The 13,232-nt window shown below is 64.5% G+C and carries 11 protein-coding genes; 4 read left to right on the top strand and 7 right to left on the bottom strand.

What is annotated here, in order from left to right; all coding sequences use genetic code 11:
• The 5 genes from AAHB08_RS16335 to torC form a co-directional block, all read right to left on the bottom strand.
• Positions 1–780: diguanylate cyclase domain-containing protein (locus AAHB08_RS16335; RefSeq protein ID WP_342059508.1), on the bottom strand; the 780-nt coding region annotated here is incomplete at its 3' end.
• Positions 781–886: 106 nt separating this feature from the next.
• Complete coding sequence (locus AAHB08_RS16330) at positions 887–1,255, bottom strand: hypothetical protein (RefSeq protein ID WP_043129151.1); 369 nt, start codon at positions 1,253–1,255, stop codon at positions 887–889.
• A gap of 7 nt (positions 1,256–1,262) precedes the next feature.
• Positions 1,263–1,931, bottom strand: coding sequence for a molecular chaperone TorD (gene torD / locus AAHB08_RS16325; protein ID WP_139437301.1), 669 nt, complete (start codon positions 1,929–1,931; stop codon positions 1,263–1,265).
• 99 nt (positions 1,932–2,030) lie between these two features.
• Positions 2,031–4,523: a trimethylamine-N-oxide reductase TorA gene (gene torA / locus AAHB08_RS16320; RefSeq protein ID WP_342059507.1), complete on the bottom strand. Its 2,493-nt coding sequence runs from the start codon at positions 4,521–4,523 to the stop codon at positions 2,031–2,033.
• Between the two features lie 40 nt (positions 4,524–4,563).
• Entirely contained in the window at positions 4,564–5,727 is a 1,164-nt protein-coding gene (gene torC, locus AAHB08_RS16315) for a pentaheme c-type cytochrome TorC (protein ID WP_342059506.1), read from the bottom strand.
• A 151-nt stretch (positions 5,728–5,878) separates the two neighbouring features.
• Here torC and torR point away from each other — a divergent pair, with 151 nt between their 5' ends.
• Complete coding sequence (torR, locus tag AAHB08_RS16310) at positions 5,879–6,592, top strand: two-component system response regulator TorR (RefSeq protein WP_342059505.1); 714 nt, start codon at positions 5,879–5,881, stop codon at positions 6,590–6,592.
• Positions 6,593–6,606: 14 nt separating this feature from the next.
• On the opposite strand, the gene torT is transcribed toward torR, so the two are convergent.
• The gene (gene torT, locus AAHB08_RS16305; protein WP_342059504.1) at positions 6,607–7,659 is read right to left on the bottom strand and encodes a TMAO reductase system periplasmic protein TorT; all 1,053 of its coding nucleotides are present in this window, start codon (positions 7,657–7,659) and stop codon (positions 6,607–6,609) included.
• 70 nt (positions 7,660–7,729) lie between these two features.
• Between torT and torS the strand changes: the two genes are divergently transcribed.
• Positions 7,730–10,558 carry a TMAO reductase system sensor histidine kinase/response regulator TorS gene (torS, locus tag AAHB08_RS16300; protein ID WP_342059503.1) on the top strand — a complete coding sequence of 943 codons (2,829 nt, stop codon included), beginning with the start codon at positions 7,730–7,732 and terminating at the stop codon, positions 10,556–10,558.
• 3 nt (positions 10,559–10,561) lie between these two features.
• Here torS and AAHB08_RS16295 read toward each other — a convergent pair whose 3' ends face one another.
• On the bottom strand, positions 10,562–10,888 hold the full coding sequence (locus tag AAHB08_RS16295; protein WP_139437313.1) for a hypothetical protein: 327 nt from the start codon (positions 10,886–10,888) through the stop codon (positions 10,562–10,564).
• Positions 10,889–11,318: 430 nt separating this feature from the next.
• Between AAHB08_RS16295 and glyA the strand changes: the two genes are divergently transcribed.
• Entirely contained in the window at positions 11,319–12,572 is a 1,254-nt protein-coding gene (glyA, locus tag AAHB08_RS16290; protein WP_342059502.1) for a serine hydroxymethyltransferase, read from the top strand.
• A gap of 108 nt (positions 12,573–12,680) precedes the next feature.
• Positions 12,681–13,109 (top strand): hypothetical protein, encoded by a 429-nt coding sequence (locus tag AAHB08_RS16285; protein ID WP_342059501.1) that lies wholly within the window; start codon positions 12,681–12,683, stop codon positions 13,107–13,109.
• The last annotated feature ends 123 nt before the right edge of the window (positions 13,110–13,232 follow it).

The raw sequence follows: 13,232 nt of genomic DNA, 5'->3' as shown, positions 1-13,232 counted from the left end.
GGGCAGCAGCACCAGAAATTCGTCTGCGCCGAGCCGGGTGGCGAGATCCCCCGGGCGCAGGCTGTGACGGATGCGCTCCGCCAGCAGCTTGAGCAGCAGATCCCCAGCGCTATGCCCCAGGTTGTCGTTGATCAGCTTGAAGCCGTCGAGATCGATGAACAGCAGGGCGAGGGGCTGCCGGTTGAGCCTGGCCGTCTCCATCTCCAGTGCGAGCCGCTCCTGCAACAGGCTGCGATTGCCAAGGTCGGTGAGGGGGTCGTGATAGGAAAGGTGGTGGAGCCTGGCCTCCGCCTGGTAGAGCCGCTGTGCATGCAGGCTGCTGGTCTCCTGGATCTCCCCGGTGAAGCGGGTCAGGCCCAGATAGGCGCGGGGATCCTGGGTGAGGTCGCGGGCGATGAGGAAGATGCCATTGAAGAGCCCTGTCGCGTCCATCAGGGGGCTGCAGCTCATCTGCCAGCGCCTCGGCCCGCCGGGGCGGGAGACATGGATACAGCCGAGATCCAGCTCGGCCCGGGGGGCGCCATCGAGCAATTGCTTGAGCCGGGGGAGCAGCATGGGCGCCTGGGCCGGGGTGATGTCAAACAGCGTCTTGCCGAGGTGATCTCCCTGCGTCAGACCGCTCAGCTCGGTGAAGATACCGTTGACGCCACGGCACCTGAAGTCACGATCGAAGACCCCTATCCCAAAGGGTGCCAGCTCGAACAGTTGTTGCCATTCATGAAGGGATAACGGGCCTGACAAATGCAGTGTCTGAACCGATTCGGGTAGCACTTTTTCCATGGAGGCTCCTGAATTGATTTCATTGTCATTTAGATGACTGTGTCAGTATGGCAGGAAGTTTAAAGAGGAAGAGAAAGTCTGGTAATGATGTCAAATCAAGGGGATGTCAGCCTTTCTGGCGGCCGAATGCCTGAATGCCGCGCACCAGTACCAGCCAGCCTAGCAGGTGGAACGGCAGGGCCAGCAGGTAGAGCAGCAGGAAATGTGACTCGCTGCCGCTGCTGTTGATGAAGCCTATCCAGGCCACCAGCAGGGTCAGCATGCCCGCTATCTGGAAGCGGCGGCGCAGCACCACTTCCACGCCGAGATTGGCAAGGTAGAGGGTGAGCAGAATGCCGCCAAAGCCGGTCAGCTGGGCGGCGCCGTACAGTTCCCTGTCCGGGTGGAACAGCAGGACGGCGAGGGGGGTCAGGCCCTGATCCAGCGGGATCAGGGCCAGCAGCCAGCATGCAATCAGAAGCAGGGCTGTCTTCATGCGAGGCTTAGTCGGCGGACTGCGCCGGCTTGACCAGGCTGAGGTAGTTGGCATCCATGGTGAGGAAGACCCCCAGCAGACGGGCACTGGCGCCGTAGAAGCCAAACTGGTCGGCGGCGCGACAGGCGGTCTCGAACTTGTCGAACCAGCCCAGCAGATGGTGGTGCAAGAGCGCTTCCTGCTCCTGCAGCCATTGCGCCCGCTCGGCGGCGGTGGTCGCCTCGGCGGCGCGAATGATGAGGTTGCCCATCAGATCCAGCTCGATGGCCAGGTGATCGGCGGGCTCCTTGTACTTGTCGCTGACATTGATGCCGAGGCGATCGAGGCGGGCCTGCATCTCGGCCATGGGGGCCTGCATCATCAGCTTGGCATCGCCCCGGTAGAGGGACTCGTAGGGCAGGGCCCCCTGCTTGGGATCCACCAGGAAGAGGCCGGCGAAGTCGGCGGCCAGTTCCAGCTGGCGATCGGTGCGCACCAGCAGGCGGGCGATGGCGTCGTTGAGCTCGGTCACGGCCTCGCGCATGGGATCCAGAGTGGAGAGGCTTTTCAGGAAGCTTCGCACGTCATAGGTGTCATATTCGGCGATCTGCTCATCACTGAGTTCGGCGGCAAACAGGGTGGAGAACCACCAGTAGAGTTGGGCCCGGCGTTCGCTGGTAGCCATAAATTCCTGCATTTTTCCTCCGTGGATGGCAATCGGGAGCCTTGATGGCTCCCGATTCTAACGACTTTAAAAATAAAGGAAACTCAAGGGGGCGCTTTCGTCCCCCAAGGGTCAGAGCGCCGGGAACATGGGGTCTATGCCCTTTGCCGACTCGGGCGCGCCGAAGGCGGTGACGGCAGGCGCCTGCCCGCGGAACTTCTCGATCTCCACCAGGGCCGTGTGGGCCGTGGTGGCCTGCGCCAGGCTGGAGGAACCGATGTCGGCGGTCAGCACGTTGGGGTCACCATAGGTACAGAGCGTACCCACCTTGCCGCCCTCCTGCGGACCATACCAGGCACCTTCCTGAATGCGCACCACCCCGGGGGCGTAGTCATCGCTCACCACCAGACCGGCCAGCACCTGACCGCGACCGTTGAACACCCGCACCAGATCGCCATCCTTGAGGCCGCGCGCTTTGGCATCCTGCGGATTCATGTAGACGGGCTCGCGCCCCTGCACCGTGTAAGTGGCGCGGTAGTTGTCGGAGGAGCAAAGCTGGCTGTGCAGCCGCTTGTCCGGGTGACAGGATTGCAGGTGCAGCGGGTACTGTTTGCTGCCCGGTCCGCCGTGGGAGCGCTCGTAGGGCTCGATCCAGACCGGGTGGCCCGGGCAATCCCCATAGCCGTAGTCGGCGATGGTCTTGGAGTAGATCTCGATGAGGCCGGACGGGGTGCCGAGCGGTTCCAGATCCGGCTCCTGACGGAACGAGGCGTGGCGCACCCAGGGCTGACCCGCCGGGAAGGTGACGAAGCCTTCCCCGTGCCAGAACTGGCTGAAGCGAGGCAGCCGGATGCCGATGCCGCGACCCTGCAGGCGGGCGTCGTCATAGATGCTCTGGATCCACTCCAGCTTGCTCTTGCCACCGGTGAACTCGGCCTCGCGACCGAAGCGACGGCAGAGATCGGCGAAGATATCGTAGTCATCGCGCGCCTCGAACAGCGGCTCCACCACCTTGTACATGGCCAGAATGCCGGCGTTGGAGTGGGAGCCCCACTGCTCGATGTCATCCCGCTCATAGGTAGTGGTAGCGGGCAGCACGATATCGGCGAAGCGGCAGCTGGCAGTCCACTGGTGATCGATGCTGACCACGGTTTCCAGCTTGCGCCAGGCCGCGACCATCTTGTTGCGATCCTGCTGGTGGTGGAAGGGGTTGTTGCCGCAGAACACCGCCATCTTCATGTGGGGGTAGGTGATGGTCTGGCCGTTGAAGGCGATCTGTTTGCCCGGATTGAGGATGCAGTCGACGAAACGGGCCACCGGAATGAATTTGGAGTAGCCCTTCCAGTCGCCGTCATGGCGCGGCTTGACCCCGGGAATGACCGAGCTGAAACCGGACATGATGGGGCCGCTTGAGGTGATGGTGCCCGCTCCGTTGTAGTGCCAGCCAAAGCCGTAGCCGCCCCCCGGCAGGCCGATCTGACCAATCATCGAGGCCAGTACCACCAGCATCCAGGCGTACTGCTCGCCGTGGTGCATACGCTGCACGCACCAGCCGCCGATGAGCTGGGTACGGCCGCTGCTCATGGCGCGGGCCAGCTCGCGGATGGTCTCGGCTGGTACGCCGCAGATGGCGGCGGCCCACTCGGCATCCTTCACCTGACCGTCGCTGGTGCCCAGCAGATAGGGCAGGAACTTGTCAAAACCGGTGGTGTAGTTCTTGAGGAACGCCTCGTCGTGGCGCTTCTCGCTGTAGAGGGTGTGGGCGATGCCCAGCATCAGCGGCACGTCGGTCTGCGGATTCAGGGTCACCTGATCGCAGTTGAGGTACTTCTGGGTCTTGGATTTGACCGGATCGATGCTGATCACCCGGATCTCGCCCTTGGCCACCTTCTCTTTGAGCTGCGCCCAATAGTCGTAGACGCTGTGATCCGGCACCAGCCAGCCCACCTGCAGGTTCTTGATGGGATCTGAACCCCAGATGACTATGGTTTTGCTGTGCTCCAGCACCAGTGGCCAGGAGGTCTGCTGCTCGTACACCTCCATGGCGCCTGCCACGTGGGGCAGGATCACCTGGGCGGCGCCGGTGGAGTAGTCGCCGGCCTTGGCCAGATAGGTGCCGTGCAGGTTCATGGCGCGCCCCAGCATGGCGCCGGCGGAGTGCAGCTTGCCCACCGACTGCCAGCCGGAGTGACCGGCGTAGAGGGCGCTCGGGCCATGGGTCTTCTGCACCCGCTCCAGCTCGTGATAGAAGAAGTCCAGCGCCTGTGACCAGGTGACCCGCACGAAGCGGTTCTGGCCACGTTCGCTGGTGTCGGACTGGTGGCCCTTGCGCAGCCAGTCCAGCCGCACCATGGGGTAGCGGATGCGGGAGGGGTTGTAGACCACCTCACTCAGGGCCTTGAGCATCTCGGTGGGGTGCTTGTCATGCTCGAACGGCAGGGTCTCGACCCAGCGGCCGTCCACTACCCGGGCACGGAAGGCGCCCCAGTGGGAGCCGGATTGCACCAGTTTTTCGCCGGACTCGGCGGCCATCACGGCGCGACCGAGCAGGGAGGGGCCGATCAGGGCAGAGGCACCGCTGGCCAGCAAGCCACCCAGAAAACCACGACGGGAAATGTTGATCATCTTGTTATTCCTCTCTCGGATCCGGAACTCGAATCCGGAATTAGTGGCTGCCCTGACCACCGGTATCGGCGGCATGGTTTTGCAGGTATTTGAGCAGGGTGCGCTCCTCTTCCTTGCTCAGGCGGTAGTAGGCGGACATCGCCTTGAGCCCCGAGATCCAGCCGTTGGCGGTGAAGTGAGCGGGATCCGGCGCGCCGTGGCAGGAGTTGCAGGTGGACTTGTACATCTCGCCGGCGTAATCCCAGATGGGTTTGAGGGAGGGTTCGAGCCCCTTGCCATCGACCCAGGCCTGCACCTGTACCTGCTCCCACTGGATATGGGTGGCGCTGTCGGTCTCCTGCTTAAGCACCTTCTCGCTCGCTTTCAGCTCGTCACGGATGGTGGCGACGAAGACCCGCTTGCCCATGTATTCGCTCAGCACCCGGCCCTTGCCGTCGCGCTCGCGCCACCCTTCGATGGTCACCTTGAGGCGATCGCCGCTGCGGGCCACGACCTCGATGCGGGAGGCGGGTAGCAGTTTGCCGACCGGGTCGGTGCTCTGTTCGCTGGCATAGAGATCTTTTTCACCCAGGGTGTAGAGGGTCTCGGCGGCTGGCGCCTCTTGCGCTTCGCTTGCCAGCGTGGCGTAGGTGGCACGGAAGCCCCCCGCCATGTTGGGCAGTTCGTGGGCTATGCCCTTGTGGCACTCGATGCAGTTCATGTTCTTCGCCGCGGCATCCTTCATGGCCAGTGCGGCGGCCGGGGACTGCTTGGCGTGATCCATGTTGTCGTAGCTGTGGCAGGACTTGCAGGTCTTGGAGTTCTGGCTGCTCATCCGCGCCCACACCTTCTCGGCCAGATGCAGGCGCCTGTCCTCGAACTTCTCCTGGGTGTCGATGCTGTGGCCTATGTACTCCTGATAGAGGTCGTTGGCCGCCTCCATCTTGCGGGCCACCTTGCCGACGAAATCCTTCGGCTGGTGGCAGTCGGTACAGATGGCCTGGACGCCGGAGGCGTTCTTGAAGTGGATGGACTCCTTGTACTCCGGATAGACGGTGTCCTTCATGGAGTGGCAGGAGATGCAGAACTCGAGGCTGCTGGTCTTCTCGAAGCCGTAATGCAGGCCGACGCTGCCGGCCAGGGTGACCCCGACGCCGGCCAGAACCAGCGCCAGCACCGACCAGCGGCGGCTGGGTGTGCGCAGGAAGTGCCACAGTTTTTTCATAGCTGTCTCTCATCATCATGACTTTTTGATGAGGGCCATGATAGGGAGAGGCTGTGAACAGGGTTGCCGCGGTAAATTAACGAAATAGGGGTATTTATGACAAAATGTGAATAGAATAATCCTCCCTTGTCGACCTTCGTGAACCCTGCCCATGAGCTACCACATTCTGGTTGTTGAAGATGATGCGGTGACCCGCGAGAAGCTGACCGGATATTTCGAGCGGGAGGGCTATCGGGTGACGGCGGTGGAAAACGGCCAGGAGATGCGCGCCGTGCTGGCGGATCAGACGGTCGATCTGGTGATGCTGGACATCAACCTGCCGGGGGAAGATGGTCTGCTGCTGACCCGTGAGCTGAGGGCGCGCAGCACGGTGGGGATCATTCTGGTCACTGGCCGCAGCGATGCGGTGGACCGGATAGTCGGCCTCGAGATGGGGGCCGATGACTATGTCACCAAGCCGTTCGAGCTGCGGGAGTTGCTGGTGCGGGTCAAGAACCTGCTGTGGCGGATCTCGCTGGCGGTCGCCGCGCCGAGCGAGCCTGTGGTCGTTGACGATGCGGTACGCTTTGGCCCCTGGCGTTTCGACATTCCCCGCCGCCAGCTCAGCAAGGACGGAGTGCCGGTGCGCCTGACCAAGGCCGAATACGAGGTGCTGGTGGCCTTCGTCGCCCACCCCGGGCGGGTGCTCAGCCGGGAGCGGATCCTGACCCTCATCAGCCATCGCGGCGATGGCCCGAGCGATCGCACCATAGACGTGCTGATCCGGCGGCTGCGGGGCAAGATGGAGCTGGATCCCCGGGATCCCCAGCTCTTTGTCACCGTGCATGGGGAGGGCTATCTGTTTGCCGGTGAGCTGGCTCCCTGAGTCAGCTGCCTTGGCTATTGGTCGGCTGGGGCGGCACCGACCCGGTAGACGGGGCGAAAAGCCCCCTCGGAGAGGGAGTCGCCGGTGTCGGCCAGGGGCCCATCCAGGGTCAGAATAGGGGGGCCCATCACCCGGGGGCACTGCTGCTCGTCCGCTTCGGGATGCTGTAGCAGGCAGACGGCCTGGGCCACGGCGAGGCGGCCCTGCAGCCGCATCTGATCGCTGTTGGCCGCCAGCATCTTGCCCCGCAGCAGGCCGCGCTGCACCCCGTGACTGAAGTAGGTACCGAGCACTCTGGGGTGGTCGAGCCGGCGCTGGGCCAGCTCGTTGACCGCCACTTCGGCGGCGATGGCGCCCCCCACCAGATAGTCGAGGTCCGGGTGGCGGGCCAGGGTCTGCTGCACCAGGGTGCGCTGGATCTCGCGGCTGTTGTCGCCGCGTGCCGTGGTCACCAGCCTGATGGCGCTCCCCCGGATGGCATCGGCAAAACCGGGCTCGACCACGTTGTTGCCACCGCTGCTCTTGGGGCCCGGGAACAGGGCAACCGAGACGGGTTTGCTGCCCGCCGGGTGACGCAGTGCCAGCCAGTGCCCCATCTGCCAGCCCATCTGATACCAGGAGACCCCCACCTTGGCCCGCACCAGGCCGGCGGGCAGATCGTTGACCAGGCCGAATACCGGCAGCGGGCTGGCGGTGATTGCCTCCCTCAGCCCTTCATAACTCACGGCGCCAAGCAGGATGGCGTCGCTCCCCTCCCTCACGCACTGCTGCAACTGCTGGCGCTGCTCGGCCAGGGCACCGTAGCCCCCCGCCTCGTGGATCCGCAAGCTGACCCCTAGCCGTGTCGCCTCTTCCACCATGCCCTGATTGACCGACAGCCAGTAGGCGTCCCGCAGATGGGGATAGAGGGCGCACAGGGTCAGGGGAGATTGAAGAGGCGCTGGCCCTGGCCACTGGAGGCGCACGGGCTGGCCGCTGAAGGCGCCACCTGGCCAGTGATCCACCTCGAAGGCGAGGAGGGGGCCAGGGAGCAGCATGAGCAACAGGGAGAGATAGACGCTTCGCATGAGCCGGGGTTTTGTTAAAGTGTGGGCCCACATTATCCGGTCAAAGCCGACCACAACCAAGGTGCCGAGCGTGAGAATCTTTTCCGGCCTGGGGGGCAGGCTGCTGCTGGCCTTCTCCCTGATGGCGCTGCTGACCCTGAGCGCCTCCCTGCTCGGGTGGATTGGGCTCACCCACCTGCGCCAGCTGGAGCAGGGGGTGCAGCAGACCCTGGCCGATCAGGAGCGGGCCCGTACCCTGGCGCGCCTGAGCGGCGAGATCCAGAGCGCCTCCCATCTGCTGGCCACGGCGACCAGCGAGGCGGAGCGTGAGCATCAGGGACGCTTGCTCACCCTGCAGGGGCAGCAGATGCAGCGCCTGCTGGCGCAGCTCGGCGGTGAGGGGGACAGGCAGGTGCAGGAGCAGCTCCATCCCCTGAGCCAGAGCATCATAGGCAATCTGGGGCAGCAGGGCTGGCTGGTGGGGAAGCGCCTGACCCTGATGGCGCAAGGCAACGACCTGCGCGCCCGCCTGGTGGCCGCGGCCGGTGAGGTGGCGGAGCTTGCCCGCAGCCAGATGGAGAATGCCGAGACCGTGATGGTGGCAGGGCTCGGCTCCCTCTACCCCTTGCAGGGGCGCGCCGCCGCCGCGGCGATAGACCGCTTGCTGGAGCAGGATCTCGACTGGCTGGAGCAGATGACCGAGCTGCGTCACAGAACCCTGATGCAGCAGCAGCGCATCGAGGAGATCTGGCGCGGCGAGCGGCAGGAGCGCTTGCAGGCACTGTTGCGGGATGGACAGCGGGAGCTGGCGATATTGCAGCTGAGGGCCGGGGCGGTGACGGATCCGGCCCGTCGCCAGGGGGTGGAGCAGGCCCTCGCCGTGCTGGCGCAGAGCGACCAGCTGGTGCAACTGCGCAGCGACTGGCTCGGCAAGGGGGAGGCGCTGCGGGTGCTGGCCAGCGCCAATGAGGCCTTGATGAGCAGCCTCAACCAGCAGGTGGGTGACCTGGTCAACCGTGCCCGCGACTCCCTGGGGCAGAGTCAGCAGGCACTGAGCCAGCGTCTCAGGCTGCTGGAGCAGGCCCTGATGGGCATTGGCCTGCTCACCCTGGTGCTGCTGATGCTGCTGATGTGGCGCATGGTCTACGGCCGCATCGTCTGGCCGCTGCAACACGCGGTGGCGGGGATGAGCCGGCTGGCGCGGGGGGATCTGGCCCCCCTTGACCCGATCGCCAGTGCGGGCCGTGACGAGCTGGCGGAGCTGGGACGGGCCCTGCAGGTGTTTCGTGACAATGCGGTCGAGCTGGGCCGCTATCAGCGGGAGCTGGAGTCGCGAGTGGTGGAGCGGACGGAGCAGCTCAGCCATGCCAACCTGCGCCTCAACGAAGAGGTGGAGAAGCAGCGCCTGGCCCGCGCCGAGGCGGAACAGGCCAATCGGGCCAAGTCGGTCTTCCTCGCCACCATGAGCCACGAGATCCGCACCCCCATGAACGGCATTCTGGGGGGCCTGACCCTGCTGGAGGACACCCATCTCAGCGAGACCCAGCGGCGCTATCTCGCCGCCATAGAGCACAGCGGCGAATCCCTGCTGGAGATCCTCAACGACATCCTCGACTACTCCAAGATCGAGGCGGGCCACGTGGAGGCGCGCCGGGAACCCTTCCCGCTGCATCAGCTGGTCGATGAGCTGAGCGCCCTGTTCCGGCCCAGGGCAGAGGCCAGAGGGGTGGCCCTGGTGCTGGAGTACGCCCCCACCCTGCCTCCCGTGGTGGAAGGGGATCTGGGCAAGCTGCGCCAGGTGCTCGCGAACCTTTTGGGCAACGCGGTCAAGTTCACCGCCAGGGGCCGGATCTGCCTCGAGGTGAGCCCCCTCCCATGCGGCGGCCCCTGCGCCGAGCCCTGCATCCTGTTCGTGGTGAGCGATACCGGCCCCGGCATTCCTGAACAGGAGCAGGAGGCGGTGTTCGAGGCGTTCCGCCAGCGCAAGCGGGACATGGGGCACCAGGGGGGCACCGGGCTGGGGCTTGCCATCAGCCGCAGGCTGGTGGCCGCCATGGGGGGGGAGCTGTGCCTCGCCAGCCGGCCCGGGGAGGGTTGCCGCTTCAGCTTCAGCCTGCCCCTGCAACGCTCGGCCGCCCAGCTGCCGACCGCGGCCCAGCCGCTGCACCTCGGCCAGCCTCGCGAGATCCTGCTGGTGGAGGACAACGAGATCAACCGGCTGGTGGCGCAGGGCATGCTGACGCGCCTGGGCCATTGCGTCACCCTGGCGGAAGACGGGCGCTCGGCGCTGGCGCAGGTGACGGAGCGGGGTTTCGATCTGGCGCTGCTCGACATCAATCTGCCGGACATGGATGGCCTGACCCTGCGCGAAGATCTGGCCGCCATCAGCGAGGAGGTGCACGAGTGCCCCCTGCCCGCCATCGCCATCTCGGCCCAGATGTACCCCGAGGATATCCGTCTCTGTCTGGAGGCGGGCTTTGCGGACTTTGTCGGCAAACCGGTGCGTCTGGCGGCGCTGGCCAGTGCCATCGACCGTCAGTTCCAGATAGAGACAACGCAGGCGCTGCCGGACGCGAGGGAGGGCACCGTCAGCCCGCCCGTCCCCCAGGCCGCCAACCCCGTGCTGGACGCCGATCTGGCCTTGCTCGGCAGTCAGCGCATCAATCAGCTCATCGGATTGTTTGAATCCCAGGGGGCGGCCCTGGTGGCTGCACTGGTGCGGTGCGAGGGGGAAGAGCGCAAGGGGATGGCCCACAAGCTCAAGGGCAGCGCCCTGGCGCTCGGGCTGGATGACTTTGCCGCGCAGTGCGCCGCCCTGGAGGCGGGGGACGCCGATCCGGCGGGGCTGGCCGGGCAGTTTGATGCGGCGGTGGCGACGCTCAAGGCGTGGCAGGAGAGGCAGCCGTCGGCCCCGGCATGAGCCTCAGCCTGGTCTGCTGCCGACGACTGATCCGCCGCTCCCTTCCTGCTCCTCGTCTCTGTAGAGCGCCTGCTTGCAGCGGGGGCAGATGTGCTGGCGCCGGTAGTCGGCCTGGTGCACCACCCCCACCTCGAGCTGCTGATGGTGGCCGCAATGGATACAGAAGATGATATCGCCATCGACGGCCTCGGGGTGGGCCGCCAGATACTGCGCCCGGGTGGGCAGCGTCTCCCAGCGGGTGGTGCAGGCGCCCTTGCGACTGCCGGTGTAATAGACCCAATAGAAGATGGCAAAGACGGCGACAATCACGAACAGCATCAGATGATCCATGGAATTCCCCCTTGTGGTGAGAGAGGCAAATGCAGGGCTCTGGTGCGACCCTGTGCGCCAAAGGGCCCTGCCGTTGCCAGCCGATGGCCGCTCGCCAGGCTTCGCAGCCCCTGTGCCGTCTAAAGATGTTATCTGTTAGTAAATGCTATATCCATGATCTGGCTCTGGTTTTTGCCCTCCATAGGGGAGGATTCAGGGGGCGGGTCAGACAGGATTGCCGGGCGCCCCGGGAGGGGCCGAGCCGACGGAAGGGGCGCCGGCCCTGCGAGAGGCAAGGGGAAAGAGGGGCGTCCGGCTTCGAAAATTGCGACGTATTTTACATTTTATAAACAAGTTTTTGGGTGGTTGGACTGTCTCTTTGATCCAGCTCACGTTACAATGCGCGGGCCCACTTCACCTATCGCGCAAACGATTTTCAGGAGATAAACGGATGTTGAAACGTGACATGACCATCGCCGGCTATGATCCAGAGCTGTGGCAGGCCATCACAGACGAAACCCGTCGTCAGGAAGAACATATCGAGCTGATCGCGTCTGAGAACTACACCAGCCCCCGCGTCATGGAAGCCCAGGGCTCCCAGTTGACCAACAAGTACGCCGAAGGCTACCCGGCCAAGCGTTACTACGGCGGTTGCGAGTACGTCGACGTGGTCGAAACCCTGGCCATCGAGCGCGCCAAGGAACTGTTTGGTGCCACCTATGCCAACGTGCAGCCGCACTCCGGCTCCCAGGCCAACAGCGCCGTTTACATGGCCCTGCTGCAGCCGGGCGACACCGTGCTGGGCATGAACCTGGCCCACGGTGGTCACCTGACCCACGGCTCCCCGGTGAACTTCTCCGGCAAGCTGTACAACATCATCCCCTACGGCATTGATGAGTCCGGCAAGATCGACTATGACGAGATGGAGCGCCTGGCGGTCGAGCACAAGCCGAAGATGATGATAGGTGGCTTCTCCGCCTACTCCGGCATCGTCGACTGGGCCCGCATGCGTGAAATCGCCGACAAGATCGGTGCTTACCTGTTCGTCGACATGGCCCACGTGGCCGGTCTGATTGCCGCTGGCGTCTACCCGAACCCGGTGCCCCACGCCCACGTGGTCACCTCCACCACCCACAAGACCCTGGCCGGTCCGCGCGGTGGTCTGATCCTCTCCGCCGCCGACGACGAAGATCTGTACAAGAAGCTGAACTCCGCCGTCTTCCCGGGTGGTCAGGGCGGCCCGCTGATGCACGTCATCGCCGGCAAGGCCGTGGCCTTCAAGGAAGCGCTGGAGCCCGAGTTCAAGACCTATCAGGCCCAGGTCGTCAAGAACGCCAAGGCCATGGCCGCCACCTTCATGGAGCGCGGTTACAAGATCGTCTCCGGCGGTACCGACAACCACCTCATGCTGGTTGACCTCATCGGCCGCGAGCTGACCGGTAAGGACGCCGACGCCGCACTGGGCAAGGCCAACATCACCGTCAACAAGAACTCGGTGCCGAATGACCCGCGCTCTCCGTTCGTCACCTCAGGTGTGCGGATCGGTACCCCGGCCATCACCCGCCGTGGTTTCAAGGAAGCCGAGTCCATCCAGCTGACCAACTGGATCTGCGACGTGCTGGACAACCATGACAACGATGCCGTGCTGGCCACAGTGCGCGAGCAGGTACTGGATATCTGCCGTCGTTTCCCGGTTTATGCCTGATACGCCAGAGACTCTGGTATAAAAACAATGCCACCCCAGGGTGGCATTGTTGTTTCTGCTCCGGCCTTGCCATAGGGCTGTACTCATTCGACCGACAGAGGAGGCACCATGCCAAATCAGACCGCGCTCAGTGATGAGGAACTCATCTCTGCCATCCGTGCCCAGTACCATTTTCGCGATAGCCCCGAGGGCCTGCTGGCATGGGATGTGCGCCGTCTGGTGCGGCTGAGCCACGGGCTGCCGGTGCAAGCGGTGCCGCTCTCGCAGATCGCGGAGCTCGATAGCGAGCACTGGTACGGGCATGGGAACATCCGGCCCACGGTGCGCAGCGTGGTCGAGCACTGTCAGCTGATGCTGGCCGTCGACCTCGCCTATCCCATCATTCTGGACAGTGCGGGCCGGGTCATGGATGGCATGCACAGGGTGAGCAAGGCGCTGATGCAGGGCCATACCCATATCGATGCGGTGCAATTCGAGCAAGATCCGGCCCCCGACTATGTGGATTGCGATCCGGATCTGTTGCCCTACGACGACTGAACCGGCGCCATTTCAGCCCCAATGCCACCTGTGGGTGGCATTGTTTTTTCTGGGCTTTTACCGGCTTTGGATGGCCGTGCTACACTGGCCGGCCAAGATCCTGACCCCGCGGGGCAGGTGCCT

The organism is Aeromonas sp. OTU364, assembly GCF_038440395.1.
In the GTDB taxonomy this organism is placed as follows: domain Bacteria; phylum Pseudomonadota; class Gammaproteobacteria; order Enterobacterales; family Aeromonadaceae; genus Aeromonas.
Note: the sequence above shows the minus strand (reverse complement) of the source record. Positions and strands in the feature narration are given on the sequence as shown.

What these genes read in the sequence shown, in the direction of transcription:
- AAHB08_RS16330 (WP_043129151.1), bottom strand. Translation starts at nt 1,255, where the DNA reads ATGAAGACAGCCCTGCTTCTGATTGCATGCTGGCTGCTGGCCCTGATC.
- torD (WP_139437301.1), bottom strand. Translation starts at nt 1,931, where the DNA reads ATGCAGGAATTTATGGCTACCAGCGAACGCCGGGCCCAACTCTACTGG.
- torA (WP_342059507.1), bottom strand. Translation starts at nt 4,523, where the DNA reads ATGATCAACATTTCCCGTCGTGGTTTTCTGGGTGGCTTGCTGGCCAGC.
- torC (WP_342059506.1), bottom strand. Translation starts at nt 5,727, where the DNA reads ATGAAAAAACTGTGGCACTTCCTGCGCACACCCAGCCGCCGCTGGTCG.
- torR (WP_342059505.1), top strand. Translation starts at nt 5,879, where the DNA reads ATGAGCTACCACATTCTGGTTGTTGAAGATGATGCGGTGACCCGCGAG.
- torT (WP_342059504.1), bottom strand. Translation starts at nt 7,659, where the DNA reads ATGCGAAGCGTCTATCTCTCCCTGTTGCTCATGCTGCTCCCTGGCCCC.
- AAHB08_RS16295 (WP_139437313.1), bottom strand. Translation starts at nt 10,888, where the DNA reads ATGGATCATCTGATGCTGTTCGTGATTGTCGCCGTCTTTGCCATCTTC.
- glyA (WP_342059502.1), top strand. Translation starts at nt 11,319, where the DNA reads ATGTTGAAACGTGACATGACCATCGCCGGCTATGATCCAGAGCTGTGG.
- AAHB08_RS16285 (WP_342059501.1), top strand. Translation starts at nt 12,681, where the DNA reads ATGCCAAATCAGACCGCGCTCAGTGATGAGGAACTCATCTCTGCCATC.